We start from the raw sequence: 20,259 nt of genomic DNA on the forward strand, positions 1-20,259 counted from the left end.
CTACGGCACCGATAGACTCAATTCGCCAGAGTTGAAGCTATCGGCGCCGCTTTTCCTTCAACCGCCAGTTCTATAGCGTGCTTCAGTTCGTCGCGAACGCCGGCACTTTGCGACAGGATTTGTTCAAACTTGAGAAAATCCAGAAGCCCGATCCGTTCGACATTGGGACGGATGAAAATATGTGGCGGGCGGATGCGAAACTTATTCTCAATGATGGAGCACATAGTCAGCTGGTTGGCCCCAATCACCGCCTCGAAGGTAGTGGGCATATAGTCATCTGGGCCAACAGGCGTGCCTACGACGTCGATGCCGATGACAATATCAGCCTCGTCGAATAACAAATCAAACGGCACAGGGTTGAACAAGCCGCCGTCGACCAGAATTCGACCTTCCCGGCGCACGGGTGCGAAAACCGGCGGTATCGCGCAAGACGCTGCAATCGCTGAATGCAGATCGCCATCGCGAATATGAATCTCCCGAGCGGCGTGAAAATCCGCCGCGGTGATGCTCATGGGAATTTTGAGCTCTTCCACATTGGCGGGCAGGCTCGCCGGCAGAAAAACGTCCAGCACCTTCTCGATATTGAACTGGCTGACACGCAGGCCACCCTTGAGCAATTCGACCCAACGAGCCGGACGCGTTTGCCACATGCGCTTTGCGACTTCGGAACGGCGATTGAAGATCGCGGCCATATAGTCGTGAATCTCATGGCCGGTCATACCGCTCGCCATTCCAGCCCCGATGATCGAACCTATCGAGGAACCCGCAATGGCGACCGGCTTGATGCCCAGTTCATCGAGCACCTCGACGATATGGAGATGGGCAATGCCGCGCGCCCCGCCACCGCCGAAAGCGACGGCAATTCGGGGAGATGACGGCACTGCCTTTTCCAATTTGGCACCTGTTAGCTTTGGGCCGGACCGAAGATCAGGATAGCCGGTTCTGCTTCGAGCAGCTTCTTGGCAATGGCCTTGACCTGATCCAGCGTCACTGCATCAATCAACTCCGAGCGCCTGTCGATATAATCACGCTGGAGCCCCGCTTCCTGCAAGCTTACCAGGGTCTCAGCGATTGCTGCGGACGAGTCGAGATTATTGACGGCATAAGACCCCTTGAGGAAATTCTTGGCCGCAGCAAGTTCCTCTTCCGTCGGTCCATCGGCCGCCATCGCGGCAACTTGCTCGCGAATAATTTTCAAGGATTCCTGTGCCTTGTCGGGACGGGTCGCTGTCGAAATCATCAATGCCGAAACATGGTCACGCAAGACCATGGATGAGGAGACCGAATAGGCAAGACCACGCTTTTCGCGCACCTCAGCGTAAAGACGGGAAGTGAAGCCCCCACCGAGAATGTGGTTCATCAAGTAGGCCGCGAAGAACTCGGGATCCTTGCGCGGGATCGCCGGGTAGACGAAGCTGATCGAGGTCTGTGGCATATCGAAATTAAGGCTGGTCGTCGTACCCAGAGCCAGCTTGGCATCAGGAACGGGAACCAGTTCGGCCATCGCTGGCAGCTCGCCGAACACCTTGTCCAGCAATGCACCGAGGTCCTTCGCATTGATGGCCCCGACGACACCAATGGTCAGGCGGTCACGCGCAAAGTTCTTGCGATGAAAATTTACCAGATCGTCACGCGTGATCGACTGCAGCGACTTCACCGTGCCGTCATCGGGCCGTGCATAAGGATGATTGCCGTAGAGGACTTCAGAAAACTTGCGCGATGCTATCGTCGAAGGATCGCGTTGCGAAGCTTCAATACTGGCAACGACCTGCTGACGAATGCGGTCAACAGCGTCTTGATCAAAGCGCGGCTTGTTGACGGCAAGAGCGAGCAGACCGGTTACCGCATCGCGATTTTCGGCCAGCATGCGAATGCCACCCGAAACCGAATCCTGGGTTGCGGAAAAGCTCAACTCCGCGCCCAGATTGTCCATTCGTTCCTGAAACGCATCCGATTTCAGATCGCCTGCGCCTTCATCGAAAAGCCCGGTCATCAGGTTAGCCAATCCTTCCTTGCCGGAAGGATCCTGCGACGTGCCACCCTTGAACGAAAACCGCATCGAAATCAACGGAACCGAGCCGTCCTCTACCAGCCAGGCTCTGATGCCCTTTGGCGAGACGACTTCCTGAATTTCGATGGCGCGCGCGGGCAAGGCGCATATGATCAACAATGTCATTGATATCGCGAACAGCCCCCCCGCCGAGCGAGCGTAGCGCAATCCGAGAACACGTTTGAAGTTCAGCATAAGAATGTTCTTCACTGGATCGCTCCTCCCGAACCATTGGCTCCAGCGCTTTCTGGCGATGCATCCGGATTTTCGCGAGCACTTTGCGGCTCTGCATTGGGTGGGAGCAGGTAGCTTGTTACCGATTGGTCCTCGACAAGATAACGCGTCGCCACGTCCTTGATCTGATCGACGGTGACGCCCTTGATGACCTCTGGCCATTTCTGGATATCATCGACCGTTTGCCCTACGGACAGCGATGAGCCATAAATCCTCGCCATGCCTGTCTGACTGTCGCGTGCAAAAATAACTGCTTTCAGGAAGCGGTTACGAGCTTGATCAAGTTCAGTCTGGCTAACACCATCCTTGATGATCCGTGCAACTTCGGCTTCAACAGCCTTTTCGACATCACCAAGCGTAGCGCCATTGCGTGGTGCGCCATAAACGGAGAATGTGCCGTCATCAAGCGCGTCGCCGCCATAGTTCGCACCCGTGTTGGCAGCGATGCCCTGCCTGACTATCAGTTCTTGATAGAGACGCGAACGTAACGAACCTCCGAGGATTTCGCTCAGGAGATCGAGAGCGGGTGCATCTCCCGGTTTTGCATTGGGATACCGCTTTTCATTCGCATAAGACGGCACCAGCCAGGATACACGAAATGAGGGTGTGCTCACGCGCTCATCATGAAGATTCACGATGCGGGCGGCATGTTTCTTGGGCTCCTGCGGGCGCTCGCGCAGCGTGACTTCAGCGCGTTTCGGCACGTTCGCCCAGGTTTTCAAGGTCAGATCGCGCACGCGTTCCGGCGAAACGTCTCCAGCTATCACAAGCGTCGCATTGTTCGGTGTGTAGTATTGCTGATAAAAGTCGATAGCGTTCTTCAGGCTCAGCTTTTCCATCTCCTGCTGCCAGCCGATTACAGGCTTGCGATAAGGATGATTGTAGAACAGAACAGCGTCCGTGTTTTCCATCAGCATGGAAGCCGGGTTGGAATCGACCCGCATTCGCCGTTCTTCCAGGATGACATCCCGTTCTGTTTTCACGGCTTCTTCGTTGAGCACCAGATTTTCCATCCGGTCCGACTCGAACTGCATCACCATTTCCAAGGCTTCCGGAGACACGCGCTGGAAATAGGCCGTATAATCATAGGACGTGAAGGCGTTTTCCTGCCCGCCAATGGAGGCGACTTTTGCCGAAAATTCACCGGCTGGATGAGTTTTTGTTCCCTTGAACATCAGATGCTCAAGGAAATGCGCGATACCCGAAACACCCGGCGCCTCGTCCGCCGATCCTACATGATACCAGATCATCTGCGTCACCACCGGAGCGCGATGATCGGGAATGACGATTACTTTCAAGCCATTTGGTAATGTGAAATGACTGACCCCGTCCGACTGTGAAATCTCAGGAAGCGTCGCTTGTTCCATCGTCGGCGGTGATGCAGGTTCAGACTGCGATCCTGTGACAGCAGGAGCTTGGCTTTCCGCAAGGGCAGCAACGCTTGCCAAAGGTAAAGCCAGTACGAAACCCAAGGCGGTGGACAATAGCAAGCGCCGGAGTGAGGGGTTCTTCACCAAGCGACATCTCCAATCGGTTTCATTACTATCCGGTTTTCCGGACAGCATATCAATTTGATGCGGACCACATTCGTCCGCTAATTCAATCGGCGGCTTTCAACCGGATCAGCCGAATGATCGTGCCCCCGTAGTTGCGCTCTTCCATGACGACGAATCGTTCGCCAAGTTCAAGCATCGCCTCAGCATCTTCTTCAAGCACCAAAAGTGCGTCAGGATTAAGCCAACCGCCTTGAAGCGCTGATAAAAATGCCTTTTCTCCCATACGCCGCCCGTAAGGCGGGTCAGCAAAGACGAGATCGAATGGCTCCATCGTGCCGACGATCCCCAGCTGGCAAGCGTCACGCCGCAATATCTTGGTATGTCCCTGCAGACCGAAGGCCTCGATATTCTGGCGCAGCAGTCCCCGCCCTTCGGCGGATTCTTCCACAAAAGTCGCATAGCGCGCACCACGCGACAAAGCCTCCAGACCAAGCGCGCCAGTCCCCGCAAACAGGTCGAGGACGCGGGCGCCCTCCACCTTATCAGGGAAATTATGCGCGAGGATGTTGAAGAGGCTCTCACGCGTGCGGTCAGTGGTAGGACGAATGGCGTTGGTCGAAGGTGTTACAAGTGCCCGCCCGCGAAACTTACCGCCGACGATCCGCACCGCCGCCTCCAGTTCTGCCACCGCCTGACTTTCCGCCTCCCGGTTTCCCACCAGGCCTACCGCCTGGTTTGCCTCCCGGTCCGCCACTGCGTGGACCGGAGCGGGTATCGCGGTCAGAACCACCAAACCGGCCTTCACGTGGACCGCCCGGCTTCGATGGCTTGCGGCCTTCAAATCCGCCCTTGCCGCGCTCTCCTACGCGCCCTTCTGCATCGCGCAGTTCTGCACGTTCGCGCTTGCCAGGACGGCGCTCCTTGCGTCCATCCTCACGCGGTTCGCGACGCTCCGGACGACCTTCTTCCGAACGCGCTCGCGGCGGCCGGGCATCCTTGTCGAAGCGCCCGCCTTCCGGGCGTTTGGTATAGCGACGCTCGCCGCCTTCTTCACGTCTCTGCTCATCATCGCCGGCCCGCCGCGGGCGCATTTGCAAATCGCCGCTAAACTTGGCCGACCGATGCGGAACCTGATGTTCGACGCGCGCCGTTTTTGCGGCCGCCTTTTCTCCCTTGGGCCGCGCACCCGGAGCCATCCAGACATTGGCGTTTCCACGGCGGCGGGGTTCAACCTTTTCAGCATCCTTTTTATCGTCGCGACCGCGACGCCGCTCGGGGCCGCTGGAAATCCACTCGCGTTCCCGCGGACCACGACGGCGTTCGCCTTCCTGCTCCGGCTGACCTTCGTCCATCTCGCGACGGGTGCGTCCCTGCACGGCGGCATTGGAAAACTCATTCAGGACGGGCGCGTCAAAATCTGCACCCGCTTCCTCGATCAGCTTGTCGCCCAACTGGTCCCGGAGGATACGTCCCTTGATTTCGCGCACCGCACCTTCTTCAAGATCGCCAAGCTGGAACGGGCCAAATGAAACACGGATAAGCCGTCCGACCGTCAGCCCAAGCGCGCCAAGAATGTTCTTCACTTCGCGGTTCTTGCCTTCGCGCAATCCGATGGAGATCCAGACATTTGCGCCCTGTACACGTTCAAGTTCGGCCTCAATGCTGCCGTAGAACACGCCATCAACCGCGATCCCATTCTTCAGCTCATCCAGCTGTTGCTGCGTCACCTTGCCGTGCGCGCGCACGCGATAACGGCGCAGCCAACCGGTGGATGGCAACTCAAGAACCCGTGACAGTCCTCCGTCATTGGTGAGCAATAAAAGCCCTTCGGTATTGATATCGAGGCGGCCGACCGAAAGCACGCGCGGCATTTCGGCGGGCAGCGCCTGGAAAACCGTTGGCCGCCCTTCTGGATCACGGTTTGTCGTAACGAGACCCGCTGGCTTGTGATAAAGCCAGAGGCGAGTACGTTCGGCCTGCTTCAAAGGCTTGCCGTCAACAGTGATAATGTCCGTGCGCTTGACATTGACTGCCGGGCTTTCCAACACCTTGCCATTCACAGCAATACGACCCGCTGCAATCATCGTCTCAGCTTCGCGACGGGAGGCTATGCCCGCGCGCGCCAAACGCTTGGCAATACGCTCGCTCGCTTCTTCCTGCACTTCGGCATTGCGCGGACCGAACTTGCGCGGCTTGTCACGACCACCATCATCGCGGCGCGGACGGCTGTCGCGGTCCTTGTCACGATCTGGCCGGCCAGGACGATCAGAGCGCCCTCCACGGTCATACGGACGTTTGCCGCCTTTGTTATCGTCATCTGTAGTCATCTGGTATTGGCCTTTCAGCAGCGCTGCCGTGTCATCTTGCACCCTCAAGCACAGGTAAGAGACAGCCGGGAACAGGAACGCCGTATAAATCCGTTCGCAAACCGGTTTCGATTTCGAGAATTATGCAGTAACAAATCGCTCCATGGCTTGCGAGCGAAATTTCCGAAAGAACGCACGAAATGGAGCAGGCATGAACAAGGGGACCCAGGTCTCGAACTACAATGGAACCACCCCCATGGAGATCGCGCTGGAAGAAGCGCGGGCCGCAGGCGCACGTGGAGAGGTCCCCATTGGTGCAGTCGTCGTACACCAGAGCAAAATTATCGCGCGGGCAGGCAACCGCACACGCGAGTATAATGACGTAACCGCCCACGCCGAAATACTGGTCATCCGCGAGGCCGGAAAGACCCTGCAATCCGAGCGCCTTGTTGGATGCGACCTTTATGTAACGCTGGAGCCATGCGCGATGTGCGCAGCCGCCATTTCCTTCGCCCGTATTCGCCGCCTCTATTACGCGGCCTCCGATCCCAAAGGAGGGGGGGTGGAGCAAGGGCCGCGCTTTTACACGCAGCCCACCTGCCATCACGTACCCGAGATTTATGCGGGGCTGTCCGAGGGAGATTCCCAGAAAATCCTGCGGGAATTCTTCCGCGACAAGCGCTAATTTCAGTTCAAGGCCTTACGTCCGGTCATATAGCGCAGTGTATCATCCCGCAGTGCGAAGTGGTGGAAGAGTGCCATCAGCACATGCCCGGCAACTGCCGCAAGCAACACCCATCCAAGCAAACCATGCAATGCGTTACCGGGAGCGGTCAGTGCGGCATTCTGCACGCCCGTCTGCTCAAAAATCCGGACACCAAGAAACGAGAAGCCCCGCCCGCTGCCATATGTGCGCAGCACAGCCACTGCCGGAACTGCAAACATCAGTCCGTAAATAGCCAGATGCCCCAGCAGAGCCAACTTGCCAGCGTGACCATGCTTATGCGGACGCCGGCTGATATTCAACAATCCCCAGAGGCCGCGCAGAAAAACAAGTATCAGAAGCGCAAAACCAAGTTGATGATGCGCAGACCAGAAAAAATTATATAGTTCCGTATCCTTGGCAAAGACCCGAAGAAGGGCAGAAATAAACTGCCACAAAAACAAAATGGCCATCAGCCAATGAAAGGCCCTACTGATCAGACCGTAACCGTTTCGATTATCCAAAAAAATATTCGTTTTGCTCATCATAGCACACCTTACTTCCAGAGCTTATAACGTGCGCATCTATTCAAAATATTTCTTTGATTGAAATCAAATACACGTCATAATAGTAAAAATTACAAAAATTTAATACTTTGCGAAAGCACACAGACGGCCTCTCTATAAATAGAATAAGCCGCAGTAGATAACCCCTACTGCGGCTTATTCATCCAACAGGAGCCATCCCTAGGCATCAGTTCCAGGGCAGATAATCACGCCAACCTTTGGACTTCCCGGCGGCCTTCTTGCGCTCACGTTCCTTCTGCGCCTCGTCCGTACCCAACTCGCCCACCGCGGCGGTAGATGCTGGCTGACGATAGGTAAGCGGCGGTTCGCTCAGATAGCGGCGTGTCGTGGAAGATCCCTGAACCTGCTGCTGGCGCGCGGCCTTATAAGCCGCGACCTTTGCCGGATCAAATGTCGGCGTGCGGGACTCATAGTCTTCACGGCGGCTATTGCCGCGTGGCAACGCGGTCTGAATATTGGACGCCACCGGCACATCCTGAACGACCGGAGATACGAAATTTGGGTCATCGCGGTTTGCGGTAATCTCGTCGCGAAGACGCTTGCGGCGCTGTTCCGGCGACTCCGGCCAATTTGGATCATTAGCGCTGGCAACACTTTGCTGCGGTGCGGGCAACTGGCCCTTTTCACCCGGAGCCGGACGGACCAAATCGGGACGCGGCTTATAGTCAATCCGCTCTTTCTTGTTCTTACCCTGTCCGAAGCTCGCCATATTCGACATATCGTCGAGAAGCTGCGCCCCCGCCGTTTTGTCGGTTCCGTAGGTTGGCGAAGAAACGCAGCCAGATAGCGAAACTCCCGCTATCGCTGTCATAAGCACCAGAACTCGTCCTTCAATCTTCATTAGCGCCACTTCTTTTACGCTTGCCGACTTTATCTTCACCAAGATTTGCTTAGGCAAGCCTTGACCGAAGAAACCGGCAACTCCAAGGCAGATCTTGAAATTATCCGAGGAATGCCTTGTACATGAGTGCAACTCATGCGGCAATCCGATGTTAACCGCTATTTCACCATGTCCGAAGCGGAGTTTGCAACCCCGTTTCCTTCCCTGCGGCCCTCGGCATAGGAAACGCCGAGAGCGAGTTCTTTAGCGTTCTCTCAAACTTCAAGCTTACCCAGAACCTTGAGTTCCCGAAGCGCAGCAGCGTCTCGCGCCGACACTTCTGGATACTCGGGATCTGAGCCAACATCGGTCGTGTAGCGCCACGAGCGCGCGCATTTTTCGCCTTCGGCGCGCGCTGGCACAACGGCCACGCCCTTCACATCGCCAAGCGTGAAAGCGCCTTCCGGTGCGGCTGCATCGCTGAACGAGATGCCGCTGGTGATGCAGATCTCCGCAAAATCGAGACCGTCGAGCGAATCGCTCAGGCTCTTGTCGGAGATATGGACCACGGGGGCCGCTTCCAGCGACGAACCGATGCGCTTGTCAGCGCGTTCCAGTTCGAGGGCGCCGGTCACGACGCGGCGAACCGCGCGCACTTTGCGCCACTTTTCGGCCAGCACGTCATCGCGCCATTCGGCTGGCGTCGGGCGGAACTGTTCGGCATGGACCGAAGCCGACTGTGGATAACGGTCGAGCCATGCTTCTTCCATGGTGAAAGGCAGCATGGGTGCCAGCCAGGTCGTCAGGCGATCAAAGATTTCACGCACGGTCTGCAGCGCCGCCTTGCGGCGAACACTCGACGGCGCATCGCAATAAAGGGCGTCTTTCCGGATATCGAAATAGAAGGCCGAAAGCTCGACATTCATGAAATCGATCAGCGAACGGGCAATGCGCTTGAAGTCGAATGCGTCATAGCCGGAGCGTACAACTTCATCCAGCTCCGTCAGACGGTGCAGCATCAGGCGCTCAAGTTCCGGCAGATCGGAATAAGCGACGTTTTCGCCTTCATCATGCGCTAGCGTTCCCAGCATCCAGCGTATGGTGTTGCGCAATTTGCGATAGGCGTCGATATTGGTCTGGATGATGCTCTTGCCGAGACGCTGATCTTCCCAATAATCGGTCGTCATGACCCAGAGACGCAGGATATCCGCGCCGGATTCCTTGATGACGTCCTGCGGTGTGACCGTATTGCCGAGCGACTTCGACATTTTCTTGCCGTGTTCGTCCATGGTGAAACCATGGGTCACAACGGCATTGTATGGCGCGCGACCGCGCGTTCCGCAGCTTTCGAGAAGCGACGAGTGGAACCAGCCGCGATGCTGGTCCGAGCCTTCCAGATAGACATCTGCCGGCCACTTCATGTCCGGGCGGTCTTCCAGCGTGAAGGTGTGGGTCGAACCGGAATCGAACCACACGTCCAGAATGTCGCGCACCTGCGCCCATGGCTCATTAGCGCGATTGCCGAGGAAACGCTCGCGCGCGCCTTCTGCAAACCATGCATCGGCACCTTCGGCTTCAAAAGCATCAAGAACGCGCTTGTTGACTGCATCGTCCTGAAGGATATTGCCTTCCTCATCCACGAAAACGCAGATCGGCACGCCCCAGGCGCGCTGGCGCGAAAGCACCCAGTCCGGGCGGCCTTCGATCATCGAGCGCAGGCGCGTCTGACCGGCAGCGGGGACGAAACGGGTATCGTCGATGGCCTTCAACGCGCGCGAGCGCAGCGTGGTGCCGTCGCCGAGGTTCTTGTCCATATAGACGAACCACTGTGGCGTGTTGCGGAAGATCACCTGTTTCTTGGAACGCCAGGAATGCGGGTAGGAGTGCTTTAGACGACCGCGTGCGAAAAGCTTGTCACGGGCGATGAGCTGATCCATCACCGACTTGTTGGCGTCGCCCTTCTTGCCGTTGTCGTCGATCACGCGTGCGGGCCCGCCTTCGCGATCCGGACCGAAGCCCGGCGCGTCCTTGGTATAGAATCCTGCATCGTCAACCGGGAACGGGATGCTCGGATCAATGCCGCGCGCTTCCAGTTCACGAACATTGTTCATCCAGGCTTCAAAGTCTTCGCGGCCATGGCTCGGCGCGGTGTGGACGAAGCCCGTGCCCGCATCGTCGGTCACATGATCGCCGTCGAGCATCGGCACTGCGAACTCATAGCCGCCGCCAAAGCCCTTCAGCGGATGATCGAGCACAACCTTGCCAAGCTCATCGGACGAAATACCGCGCAGGCGCTTGAACTGAAGCTTTGCCTTGGCAAAGCTTTCTTCGGCCAGCTTGTCTGCGAAAATGAGCTTCTCTCCCGGACGCGGGCCAAAATCGTTCTCGGCTTCCGTGACTTCATAAAGCCCGTATTCGATACGCGACGAATAAGAAACGGCGCGGTTGCCGGGGATGGTCCACGGCGTAGTCGTCCAGATCACCACATCGCTGCCGGTGAGATCGTTCTGGCCAGCGACCGGGAACTTGACCCAGATCATATCCGACTCGACGTCGTGATACTCGACTTCGGCCTCGGCGAGCGCGGTGCGCTCGACGACCGACCACATCACCGGCTTGGAGCCGCGATAAAGCTGACCGGAAGCCGCGAACTTGAGAAGTTCACCGGCGATACGCGATTCAGCGTGAAAGTTCATCGTCGTATACGGATTTTCGAAATCGCCGAGGATCGCGAGGCGCTTGAACTCATCCGTCTGGACCTTGATCCAGTTGGCGGCAAATTCGCGGCATTCCCTGCGGAATTCGTTGATCGGCACTTCGTCCTTGTTCTTGCCTTCGGCGCGGTATTTTTCCTCGATCTTCCATTCGATCGGCAGGCCGTGGCAATCCCAGCCCGGAACATAGTTCGAGTTATATCCGCGCATCTGGAACGAGCGGGTGATGACGTCCTTGAGGATCTTGTTCAGCGCATGACCGATATGGATATTGCCGTTGGCATAGGGCGGGCCATCGTGCAGGACATAAAGCGGGCGATCCTTGGCCTGCTCGCGCAGTTTTTTGTAAAGGTTCATCCCCTCCCAGCGCTCAACAAACAGCGGTTCGCGCTGCGGCAGGCCCGCGCGCATCGGGAATTCGGTCTGCGGCAGATAAAGGGTTTTGGAATAATCGATTTTGGTCGTCTCAGTCATGAGGGTATTCGCCTGTGAAGCCGCGGCCAAAGGTGGCGGGCATGTGGATCAAAGAAAACAGGGGACTGTAGAACACAGCCGGTCGCTCCCGGACCTCCGCGCCGGATATTGCCTGGCAAAGCAGCCGTTCAGGCAAAGCGGGAGGCCGGGCCAATAATTCGTATGGCCGTCATGATAAGCCGAAAATCCGTCATCATGGGCACGCTTTTAGCAATGAGCTTCGCAGGAATAAAGAGGCTAGAGGGGCAAAGACGCAATAAAACTGCATCGCTGCCCGTGCAAATGTTTACACGGATGCTATTGGGGTCAGTCCAGCGAGAAATCGAAACGATAGGTCGCTGACACACCGACCATGAACTGATCTCGCGAGCCGCGTGCCTTGACTATGCTTGAATCCTTTGCGGGTCCCTGCAGTCGGCTATATTCACCAAACAGGCTGGTGTCGATCTTGTCGGTTGCCTTCCAGGTGATCGCGCCGCCGACACCAGCGGACTTGAAGCCCCCGCCAGGGTTATATTCTGAAAGGCCCGACGCCGCTGCCTCCTCAGCATCAACGCCGAAATAGGTCTTGAAGTAATCCTTGGACGCGAAAGTCGCACGCGGACCGCCAGACACGCGAACGGTTGGCGTAACGTCGTAGAAGGCATCGGCCGCAACATCTGCCACGACGCCTTTATGTGCACGGATGCCGTGCCGCACTTCGCCGCGCACACGCAGCCAGTCGGTAGGATAAACGTCAACAAACGCGCCCGCCTCACCGCCAAACTTCGTGTCCTTCAGGCCATGAATATCGTCATTGCGCTCGAAGAGAAGCTTGCCAGCAAGCCCCACGCGGAAGCGGTCATTGTCAATCAAGGCGAAGGATACGTTGTCATTTCGCGATGAGAAACGTGTCGCTTCTCCCTGTCGACCCAGCGAGATCAATGGCTGAGCGGAAAAGCGATATTTGTTGGAACCTTCAAATTTGGGAGCAACGAGACCGGCTGCACCGACCTTGAGATACCAGTCGCCAGACCAAAAATGCTTGCGGAGCGGCTGCGCGGTATCTGCCGCATAAACATCTGCCTGCTGTACGTCTGCCGAAAAAGCAAACGGGCTGCTCATTAGAAATGCGGCACCTGCAACAAGCGCCAGAGGAACAATACGTGCCACATTAAACTCCAACAAAAAGCACCCCATATAGTGTTGAGGCATTTATCACTTTTGGTCGAGAATAAGTAAAATTTGATTTAAATTTTAAGTGGAAAACGTAACCACGATTTCGCTTCACGCGAAGGAAAGCAAGCGATCCAGTTCAGAAAGCGGCTTAGCTCCGGCAAGTAGAGCTCGCGCCTCGGCATCGTCGCGCTTCATCTGTTCAATAAGCGGATCAAGGCCATCGAACTTGATCTCGCCGCGCAGGAACCCGAAGAATGATACACACGCGGTCTCGCCATAAAGGTCGCCTGAAAAATCAAAAAGAAAGGTTTCAAGAAGCGGAGAGCCATCGCTGTCGACGGTTGGACGGCGACCGAAACTTGCAACCCCGTCGTGCAGCTCGCCATTCGCGCGCCTGAACCTGACAGCATAGATTCCGTGCTTCAGCCCAGCCTGTGCGTCAATTTGCATATTGGCTGTAGGAAAGCCCAGCGTTCGCCCAAGCTTCTTGCCGTGAATGACTTCGCCGCACACCATATAGCGATAACCAAGAAGCCCCGCCGCTTGAACGACATCGCCTTCGCAAAGCAGATTTCTTATCCGGGTCGACGAGACAAGACTATCGCCTTCATCTGTAAAGGCATCGACAAGCGTAACCGTGAACCCGGCAGTCCCTCCAGCCCTTTGAAGAAACTCTGGTGTCCCCCGTCGTCCTTTGCCGAAGTGGAAATCATAACCGGTGACCACACAGCTTGCGTGTAATCTTTCGACCAGAATGTGCTCGACGAAATCTTCCGCCGAGCGGGACGAAAATTCAACGGTGAAGGGCTGCTCCACGACCGCATCAAATCCCATGAGACGCAGAATTTCAGCCTTTTTCGCCGCTGCAGTCAAACGATCAATCGGTGCGTCCGGCTTGAAAAAGCTGCGCGGGTGCGGCTCGAAAGTCAGAACAACTGCCGGCAACCCGTGTTTTTCGGCGATCTCCAATGCGCGTTGGAGAACGGCCTGATGACCGCGATGGACACCATCAAAATTGCCGATTGCCACCACGCAATTGTGAAGGTGCTCCGGCAAGGAATCCGTTCCAGAAAGGCGCTGAAAGCTGGATTTGGTCATTTGATCTGGTCTTTGATTGATCGTGATGAGCTGCCCGCACTCAAACAAGAGCGTTCAGCATAGCAACCGGGCGGTTGCCATGCTTCTGGAGAAACGCTTCCATTCGAGCAATGTCAACCGTGCCGTCGGTCGTATAGTCCGCTGCATGAACTCCGCCGGAAATGTAAAGCACCTCCAGCCCGAAATCGGCAGCCCCTTTGACATCGGTAAGTACACCGTCTCCGATACCAAGAATTCGCGTTTTCTCGACTTTCGCCCCCCGAATTTCTTCGGCAAACCGCAGTGCTGCCTCATAAATCGGGCGATGGGGCTTTCCAGCTATAAGGGTACGTCCGCCAAGCTGCCCATATTCGCGCGCAAGAGCGCCAGCGCACCAGATCAGTCGGGAGCCGCGCTCAACCATAATATCCGGATTGGCGCAGATGAACGGAAGATTGCGCGAGCGCAACCGGGCCAACAACTCCTTATAATCGTCCGGCGTTTCGCTTTCGTCATCATAAAGCCCCGTACAGACGACCCCCGAAGCTTCAAATTCTTCGACAAGCTCAACACCGAGACCGTCATAGATGGTCAGCTCGCGCTCGCAGCCGATATGAAACACCTTACGCGGGCCTTCCGCGATCAGATCACGGGTGACATCACCGGACGTCACAACGCGATCATAGGTATCCGAAGGCACGCCAAGACCCAGCATCTGCTTTTCAACATCGGGATGCGGTCTGGGAGAATTGGTTACAAGAATGACCGTAACGCCCTTGGCGCGAGCGCGTTTTAGCGCCTCGATTGCAGCCGGATAAGCGGCCACGCCGTTGTGCACCACGCCCCATACATCGCAGAACAGCACATCGTACTGGTCGGTCAGATCGTCGAGGCGTTCAAGCTGCTTCATGGTTTCCTCTTGATAATTCGTCTGTAAGGCGAGAACCGCTAGGGCCGTTTGATGGATTGCCAGCGCTCCATCTAGCGTAGCCAACCACATCTGTCACTGCCTTTGACCCCGAATCCGACAGCTAAAGCGCATCCGCTCATCCCATTGGATTTTTCATCGTTCATTTACCCTGCTTCGTGACCGACTGTTAGAAAGATACTGATAGGAGCAGGTACAACTTTCCATTTCAACTATTGTGAACACAACCATCGGCGGGGGCCAAAAATGAAAAACTGGATGACTAAAGTCGGCAGGCTTCAGCCGCGTGTTTTTCGCCTTTTGCCTCATTTGACTACCCTCCGTTTCGCGAAAGACGAGCGCGGGAATTTCGCCATGATCGCGGCCTTGGTGCTGGTGCCCCTGCTTCTCGCCGGCATGGTCGCGGTTGACACCGCCAATCTCATGCGCGTGCGCAACAACGTGCAGGCTTCGCTTGATGCCGCCGCTTTGGCTGTAGGCAAGAGATTCTCCACCGGAGCCTCCCAATCCGACATGCAGGCCTATGGCGCACGGGTCTTCGGTGCGAACCTTACGGCTATAAACATCGATGCGGTCCAGTTTCAGGTCAGTTTTCCAGAAGGAGCGCAAGCAGACCAGCAAGTACGGGCAACTGCCAACTTCACATATAAGTCCCTTTTCGGAGCTATCGCGTCTCGTTTGCTGGGTTCAGAACGAAATGACTGGGATGATAAAAGATATGCGATGCAGTCAGCTGTAAGACTTAAGAACACGGTCGAAGTTGCGCTTGTCCTCGATAATTCCGGCTCGATGGATTACCTGGGAAGCGGCTCAAGCAAAAAACGCATGGATCTGCTCAAGGACGCCGCGAAACAACTCGTGGAGACCATGGCTGCTCAATCTGCCATCATCACGCGGGTCGAAAAACCCGTGCAATTTTCTCTGGTTCCCTTCGCCGGATCGGTCAATGTCGGTTCGCAATATCTGAATGCGGACTGGATGGATACAGCGGGGCTCAGTAAAGACAGCTTAGAAAACTTCGATTTGCCTGTCACAATCGACAGCAACCGTGCAATCATCGAAAAACCGGTCGGTAGCAGACGTTTTTACAAGTCCGGCTCCGGTTGGGGGAAAGATGACGGGAAGCCTTTTTCTCGCGCTGTTCTTTATAATGATATTACAGCAAGAAATCCTGCATCCTTGCTGAAATGGGCGGGATGCGTTGAGGCCCGCAGCGGCAAGTATGCACTGGATGTTTCTGCGCCCGTGGCAAATAATCCGGCCACTCTCTTCGTGCCGATGTTCGCACCCGCTGAATACCGCATCAGCGACAGGGACCACGGCCTGAACTATTGGTGGGGGGAAAATTTGGGTGGTAGCGATTATAGAAAATTTCAGCGCGACATCACCAAGTATTATCTCAAGTCATATATCATTCCCCTTGAGGGAGGAGGCCCGAACTATAGCTGCACCACCGCGCCTCTAACGCTGCTTACCGACGTCTCCAAAGATGAAGGCAAAAGGGCGATATTGAATGCAATTGATGCCATGAAAGCGAAGGGGGGCACGAACGTGCCTGAGGGTTTGGCATGGGGATGGAGAACCATTGCTCACGGGGTCCCTTTTACAGAGGGCAGACCCGAAAGCGAACGTGGAAACGATAAAGTCGTTATCGTTCTGACCGACGGCGCGAACACTTACTACACTTATAAATCTCTGCTTGGGAGCAGCGGCTCGGATCGGGCTGGCAACCTGTCCTACTATTCGGCCTACGGTTATACAGGTGAAGTTCCTGCAGAATATGGGCGTACTCGCCTATTTCAGGAGACGAATGTAGCGGTGTCCCAGGACAACACCGTCTATGGCAAAGCGATGAACGCGAAATTTGAAACGCTTTGCAACAATGCAAAAGCGGCAAATATCATCATCATGACCGTCGCGCTCGATCTGAGCACCAGCAAGAGCGATGAAAGGGCGCAGATTGATCTGCTCAGGTCCTGCTCATCCGATTCCCGCGTTCGCATGGAAAATGGCAAACCTGCGAAACTTTTCTGGAACTCTACCGGCGGCAATCTGGCAGAAACCTTTCGTCAGATCGGTGACGAACTGTCCAATCTGCGCATCGTCGATTGATATTGGCAAAGGCGTCACCATATGCGGGTATAGCGGCAACCGCCTCTAGGTGGTTTTGCGTTAAGGATGGTGCAAATTAACCATCATTCGCCTGTCAAATTCTTCAGGCAATCTTGACAAGATCAGCCACGCCTTCTATCTCAGAGCCACGTTAGCACTCTCGCATGACGAGTGCTAACAAGCGCGGATCGGTTCGATCCGTAATCGGGTTCAACGTCTATAACACCAAGGGTTATACCATGGCTGATATCAAGTTCCGCCCGCTTCATGACCGCGTCGTCGTTCGTCGCGTTGAATCGGAAGCCAAGACCGCTGGCGGCATCATCATCCCTGACACCGCCAAGGAAAAGCCGCAGGAAGGCGAAATCGTCGCTGTTGGCGCTGGCGCTCGTGACGAAGCAGGCAAGCTGATCGCTCTGGAAGTCAAGGCTGGCGACAAGGTTCTGTTCGGCAAGTGGTCGGGCACCGAAGTCAAGATTGGGGGCGAAGATCTGCTGATCATGAAGGAATCCGACATTTTGGGTATCGTCGGCTAACCAAGCCTCGGGCGGTTTCGCCCTTACCTGAAAATCAATTCACCATAATCTGACCGGGACAATTCCCAGGAGAGTAAAATGGCTGCTAAAGACGTAAAATTCGGCCGCACTGCGCGCGAAAAGATGCTGCGCGGCGTCGATATCCTCGCTGACGCTGTTAAGGTAACGCTCGGCCCGAAAGGTCGTAACGTTGTTATCGACAAGTCTTTCGGCGCTCCGCGCATCACCAAGGACGGCGTATCGGTCGCCAAGGAAATCGAACTGGAAGACAAGTTCGAAAACATGGGCGCGCAGATGCTGCGCGAAGTGGCTTCCAAGACCAACGACACCGCCGGTGACGGCACCACCACCGCGACCGTTCTCGGTCAGGCCATCGTTCAGGAAGGCGCCAAGGCTGTTGCCGCTGGCATGAACCCGATGGACCTGAAGCGCGGTATCGACCTCGCAGTTTCGGAAGTCGTTGCAGAACTTCTCGGCAAGGCCAAGAAGATCAACACTTCGGAAGAAGTTGCCCAGGTTGGCACGATCTCAGCAAACGGCGAAGCCGAAATCGGCAAGATGATCGCAGAAGCGATGCAAAAGGTCGGTAATGAAGGCGTGATCACGGTTGAAGAAGCCAAGACCGCTGAAACCGAACTCGAAGTCGTTGAAGGCATGCAGTTCGACCGCGGCTACCTGTCGCCGTACTTCGTCACCAACCCTGAAAAGATGGTTGCTGACCTCGAAGACGCATACATCCTTCTGCACGAAAAGAAGCTCTCGAACCTTCAGGCTCTTCTGCCGGTTCTGGAAGCTGTCGTTCAGACCTCGAAGCCACTCGTTATCATCGCTGAAGACGTGGAAGGCGAAGCTCTTGCTACGCTCGTCGTCAACAAGCTGCGCGGCGGCCTGAAGATTGCTGCTGTCAAGGCTCCGGGCTTCGGCGACCGCCGCAAGGCCATGCTCGAAGACATCGCGATCCTCACCGGCGGTCAGGTTATTTCCGAAGACCTCGGCATCAAGCTCGAAACCGTCACGCTCGACATGCTCGGCCGTGCGAAGAAGGTTTCGATCTCGAAGGAAAACACCACGATCGTCGACGGTGCAGGTCAGAAGGCTGAAATCGATGCTCGCGTTGGCCAGATCAAGCAGCAGATCGAAGAAACCTCTTCGGACTACGACCGTGAAAAGCTTCAGGAGCGCCTTGCCAAGCTCGCTGGAGGCGTTGCCGTCATCCGCGTCGGTGGTGCGACGGAAGTTGAAGTGAAGGAAAAGAAGGACCGCGTTGACGACGCCCTGAACGCAACCCGCGCTGCGGTTGAAGAAGGCATCGTTGCTGGTGGTGGTACCGCTCTGCTCCGCGCTTCGGCAAAGATCGCTGCCAAGGGCATCAATGCCGATCAGGAAGCTGGCATCAACATCGTTCGTCGCGCTCTGCAGGCTCCGGCTCGCCAGATCACGACCAATGCCGGTGAAGAAGCTTCGGTCATCGTGGGCAAGATTCTCGAAAACACCTCTGAAACCTATGGCTACAACACTGCCACCGGTGAATTCGGCGACCTGATCAAGGCTGGCGTTGTCGATCCGGTTAAGGTTGTCCGCACCGCCCTGCAGAACGCAGCATCGGTTGCCGGCCTCCTGATCACGACCGAAGCCATGATCGCTGAACTGCCGAAGAAGGATGCGGCTCCGGCTGGCATGCCCGGCGGCATGGGCGGTATGGGCGGCATGGACTTCTAAGAAGCCCACGTCCTCATTCCGATGGAATGCGAGAAAGGCGGCCTTTGGCCGCCTTTCTTTTTACTCGACGTAACTATTTGTGATTTATGAAAAATTTACTCTGCTTTCGCTTTGTCGTCGCCAAGCTGTTATTTCAGAAACTTCTGATTGACACTCAGCCGCCAATCATGATCAATCCGAGATGACATAGAGACGGACTTCCTGTTTGCCCCCGCACTTCGGAAGTCCTGTCTCAGGCAACAGGAAAGACGGGCTTAGGCCTGTCTTTCCACTTGCTCTCCTTCACAACTCATTCTCTATTCTGCGGCGTCGATCTGCGCTTTGCCCGACGCGAGAGCGTCATATCGAGCACGCGCCATCATTACTTTTGCTTCATTGGCTATTGCCCATTCGCCCAGCGCACGCACTGGTCGCAAAAGGTCACGCCCTATGTCAGTAAGTTCATACTCGACCTTGGGCGGAATAGTCGGGAAGATCGTACGCTTGACGAAGCCATCCCGTTCCAGATTGCGCAATGTCGTTGTCAGCATTTTCTGAGAAATGCCCTCCACCGTTCGGCGCAACTCGTTGAAACGCATCGGACGATTGCCGAGATAACTCACTACAAGCACGGTCCACTTGTCGCCAACACGAGACAAAATCTCCGTTACGGTCCTGCATGCACTGGTTTCCTTGAAGTCACCGGGTTTCAAAAAAGTGCCTCCTTGCGCCAAGAACTGGTCACTTATATAGCGTCGGTCTCCATCGGTTACCACTGAATAAAGGTATCATCTATGTCCAAACTCAAAGTCGCCGTTATCATCGGCAGCACACGTGAACAACGTTTTGCGCCCGTTCCAGCTCACTGGATTGCCAAGCTCGTTGCCGAGCGGTCGGAATTGGACGTCGAAATTCTTGATGTCGCGGACTACCCGATGGGCTTCTACGGCGACACCTCCACCACGACCGCTCAGGCCGAATCCGCCGACAAATGGAAAACGAAACTGCGGGAGTTCGATGCTTATATTCTCACCGCGGCCGAATATAACCACGCGCCAACCGCCGTTCTGAAGAATGCTATCGATTACGGTGACTGGATACAGAAGCCGATGGGTTTCGTTGGCTACGGTGGCGTCGGCGGCGCGCGCGCTGTCGAGCAACTGCGGATGATCGCCGTCGAAATGTCCTCTATGTCCGTCAAAACAGGCGTCCATATTCTCTTCCCTGACTATCTCGCGGTCGTTAAAGGCGAGAACAAGCTGGATGATTTCCCTCATCTGGCAGAAGCGGCCAAGAACATGCTGGACCAGTTGATCTGGTGGGGTAAGGCATTAAAGGCCGCCCGCGCCGGATAAAGAACATGGCA

At 55.9% G+C, this 20,259-nt stretch carries 17 protein-coding genes; 5 read left to right on the plus strand and 12 right to left on the minus strand.

Annotation, left to right across the window (positions count from 1 at the left end):
- Nucleotides 1-17: 17 nt before the first annotated feature.
- The 5 genes from J9800_RS15285 to J9800_RS15305 form a co-directional block, all read right to left on the minus strand.
- Nucleotides 18-893, minus strand: a complete 876-nt coding sequence (locus J9800_RS15285) for a patatin-like phospholipase family protein (RefSeq protein WP_114215897.1) — start codon at nucleotides 891-893, stop codon at nucleotides 18-20.
- Nucleotides 894-904: 11 nt separating this feature from the next.
- The gene (locus tag J9800_RS15290) at nucleotides 905-2,245 is read right to left on the minus strand and encodes a M16 family metallopeptidase (RefSeq protein WP_205315945.1); all 1,341 of its coding nucleotides are present in this window, start codon (nucleotides 2,243-2,245) and stop codon (nucleotides 905-907) included.
- 11 nt (nucleotides 2,246-2,256) lie between these two features.
- On the minus strand, nucleotides 2,257-3,798 hold the full coding sequence (locus J9800_RS15295) for a M16 family metallopeptidase (protein ID WP_114216114.1): 1,542 nt from the start codon (nucleotides 3,796-3,798) through the stop codon (nucleotides 2,257-2,259).
- Between the two features lie 85 nt (nucleotides 3,799-3,883).
- Nucleotides 3,884-4,447 carry a 16S rRNA (guanine(966)-N(2))-methyltransferase RsmD gene (rsmD, locus tag J9800_RS15300; RefSeq protein ID WP_114216115.1) on the minus strand — a complete coding sequence of 188 codons (564 nt, stop codon included), beginning with the start codon at nucleotides 4,445-4,447 and terminating at the stop codon, nucleotides 3,884-3,886.
- Nucleotides 4,428-6,107 (minus strand): pseudouridine synthase, encoded by a 1,680-nt coding sequence (locus J9800_RS15305; protein ID WP_114215899.1) that lies wholly within the window; start codon nucleotides 6,105-6,107, stop codon nucleotides 4,428-4,430. The genes rsmD and J9800_RS15305 overlap by 20 nt, the downstream gene beginning before the upstream one ends.
- A 190-nt stretch (nucleotides 6,108-6,297) precedes the next feature.
- On the opposite strand from J9800_RS15305, the gene J9800_RS15310 reads away from it, so the two are divergent.
- Nucleotides 6,298-6,771 carry a nucleoside deaminase gene (locus J9800_RS15310; protein ID WP_114215900.1) on the plus strand — a complete coding sequence of 158 codons (474 nt, stop codon included), beginning with the start codon at nucleotides 6,298-6,300 and terminating at the stop codon, nucleotides 6,769-6,771.
- Between the two features lie 2 nt (nucleotides 6,772-6,773).
- Here the strand turns inward: J9800_RS15310 and J9800_RS15315 are convergent, their stop codons facing one another.
- The 6 genes from J9800_RS15315 to J9800_RS15340 all read right to left on the minus strand — a co-directional run bounded on the left by J9800_RS15315 (nucleotide 6,774) and on the right by J9800_RS15340 (nucleotide 14,529).
- Complete coding sequence (locus J9800_RS15315; protein WP_114215901.1) at nucleotides 6,774-7,337, minus strand: cytochrome b; 564 nt, start codon at nucleotides 7,335-7,337, stop codon at nucleotides 6,774-6,776.
- A 205-nt stretch (nucleotides 7,338-7,542) separates the two neighbouring features.
- Nucleotides 7,543-8,217, minus strand: a complete 675-nt coding sequence (locus J9800_RS15320; protein ID WP_112586109.1) for a hypothetical protein — start codon at nucleotides 8,215-8,217, stop codon at nucleotides 7,543-7,545.
- Between the two features lie 254 nt (nucleotides 8,218-8,471).
- Nucleotides 8,472-11,384, minus strand: a complete 2,913-nt coding sequence (gene ileS, locus J9800_RS15325; RefSeq protein WP_114215902.1) for an isoleucine--tRNA ligase — start codon at nucleotides 11,382-11,384, stop codon at nucleotides 8,472-8,474.
- A gap of 306 nt (nucleotides 11,385-11,690) precedes the next feature.
- Entirely contained in the window at nucleotides 11,691-12,563 is an 873-nt protein-coding gene (locus J9800_RS15330) for a MipA/OmpV family protein (RefSeq protein WP_205315946.1), read from the minus strand.
- An 87-nt stretch (nucleotides 12,564-12,650) separates the two neighbouring features.
- Nucleotides 12,651-13,640 (minus strand): bifunctional riboflavin kinase/FAD synthetase, encoded by a 990-nt coding sequence (locus J9800_RS15335; RefSeq protein WP_114215903.1) that lies wholly within the window; start codon nucleotides 13,638-13,640, stop codon nucleotides 12,651-12,653.
- 40 nt (nucleotides 13,641-13,680) lie between these two features.
- On the minus strand, nucleotides 13,681-14,529 hold the full coding sequence (locus J9800_RS15340; protein WP_114215904.1) for a TIGR01459 family HAD-type hydrolase: 849 nt from the start codon (nucleotides 14,527-14,529) through the stop codon (nucleotides 13,681-13,683).
- Between the two features lie 264 nt (nucleotides 14,530-14,793).
- Between J9800_RS15340 and J9800_RS15345 the strand changes: the two genes are divergently transcribed.
- The 3 genes from J9800_RS15345 (at nucleotide 14,794) to groL (ending at nucleotide 18,914) form a co-directional block, all read left to right on the plus strand.
- Nucleotides 14,794-16,659, plus strand: coding sequence for a pilus assembly protein TadG-related protein (locus J9800_RS15345; protein ID WP_114215905.1), 1,866 nt, complete (start codon nucleotides 14,794-14,796; stop codon nucleotides 16,657-16,659).
- Between the two features lie 239 nt (nucleotides 16,660-16,898).
- Nucleotides 16,899-17,195 (plus strand): co-chaperone GroES, encoded by a 297-nt coding sequence (gene groES, locus J9800_RS15350; protein WP_006472506.1) that lies wholly within the window; start codon nucleotides 16,899-16,901, stop codon nucleotides 17,193-17,195.
- Nucleotides 17,196-17,273: 78 nt separating this feature from the next.
- On the plus strand, nucleotides 17,274-18,914 hold the full coding sequence (groL, locus tag J9800_RS15355) for a chaperonin GroEL (protein ID WP_112586116.1): 1,641 nt from the start codon (nucleotides 17,274-17,276) through the stop codon (nucleotides 18,912-18,914).
- A gap of 296 nt (nucleotides 18,915-19,210) precedes the next feature.
- Here the strand turns inward: groL and J9800_RS15360 are convergent, their stop codons facing one another.
- A complete protein-coding gene (locus tag J9800_RS15360) occupies nucleotides 19,211-19,606 on the minus strand; it encodes a winged helix-turn-helix transcriptional regulator (RefSeq protein WP_112586118.1) in 396 nt (131 codons plus the stop codon).
- Nucleotides 19,607-19,687: 81 nt separating this feature from the next.
- Here J9800_RS15360 and J9800_RS15365 point away from each other — a divergent pair, with 81 nt between their 5' ends.
- Nucleotides 19,688-20,248 (plus strand): NADPH-dependent FMN reductase, encoded by a 561-nt coding sequence (locus J9800_RS15365; protein ID WP_112586120.1) that lies wholly within the window; start codon nucleotides 19,688-19,690, stop codon nucleotides 20,246-20,248.
- Nucleotides 20,249-20,259 lie beyond the last annotated feature (11 nt).

It is taken from the genome of Ochrobactrum sp. AP1BH01-1 (assembly GCF_018066705.1).
Lineage (GTDB): Bacteria > Pseudomonadota > Alphaproteobacteria > Rhizobiales > Rhizobiaceae > Brucella.

What these genes read in the sequence shown, in the direction of transcription:
- J9800_RS15290 (WP_205315945.1), bottom strand. Translation starts at nt 2,245, where the DNA reads ATGCTGAACTTCAAACGTGTTCTCGGATTGCGCTACGCTCGCTCGGCG.
- J9800_RS15305 (WP_114215899.1), bottom strand. Translation starts at nt 6,107, where the DNA reads ATGACTACAGATGACGATAACAAAGGCGGCAAACGTCCGTATGACCGT.
- J9800_RS15310 (WP_114215900.1), top strand. Translation starts at nt 6,298, where the DNA reads ATGAACAAGGGGACCCAGGTCTCGAACTACAATGGAACCACCCCCATG.
- J9800_RS15315 (WP_114215901.1), bottom strand. Translation starts at nt 7,337, where the DNA reads ATGATGAGCAAAACGAATATTTTTTTGGATAATCGAAACGGTTACGGT.
- J9800_RS15320 (WP_112586109.1), bottom strand. Translation starts at nt 8,217, where the DNA reads ATGAAGATTGAAGGACGAGTTCTGGTGCTTATGACAGCGATAGCGGGA.
- ileS (WP_114215902.1), bottom strand. Translation starts at nt 11,384, where the DNA reads ATGACTGAGACGACCAAAATCGATTATTCCAAAACCCTTTATCTGCCG.
- J9800_RS15330 (WP_205315946.1), bottom strand. Translation starts at nt 12,563, where the DNA reads ATGGGGTGCTTTTTGTTGGAGTTTAATGTGGCACGTATTGTTCCTCTG.
- J9800_RS15335 (WP_114215903.1), bottom strand. Translation starts at nt 13,640, where the DNA reads ATGACCAAATCCAGCTTTCAGCGCCTTTCTGGAACGGATTCCTTGCCG.
- J9800_RS15340 (WP_114215904.1), bottom strand. Translation starts at nt 14,529, where the DNA reads ATGAAGCAGCTTGAACGCCTCGACGATCTGACCGACCAGTACGATGTG.
- J9800_RS15345 (WP_114215905.1), top strand. Translation starts at nt 14,794, where the DNA reads ATGAAAAACTGGATGACTAAAGTCGGCAGGCTTCAGCCGCGTGTTTTT.
- groES (WP_006472506.1), top strand. Translation starts at nt 16,899, where the DNA reads ATGGCTGATATCAAGTTCCGCCCGCTTCATGACCGCGTCGTCGTTCGT.
- groL (WP_112586116.1), top strand. Translation starts at nt 17,274, where the DNA reads ATGGCTGCTAAAGACGTAAAATTCGGCCGCACTGCGCGCGAAAAGATG.
- J9800_RS15365 (WP_112586120.1), top strand. Translation starts at nt 19,688, where the DNA reads ATGTCCAAACTCAAAGTCGCCGTTATCATCGGCAGCACACGTGAACAA.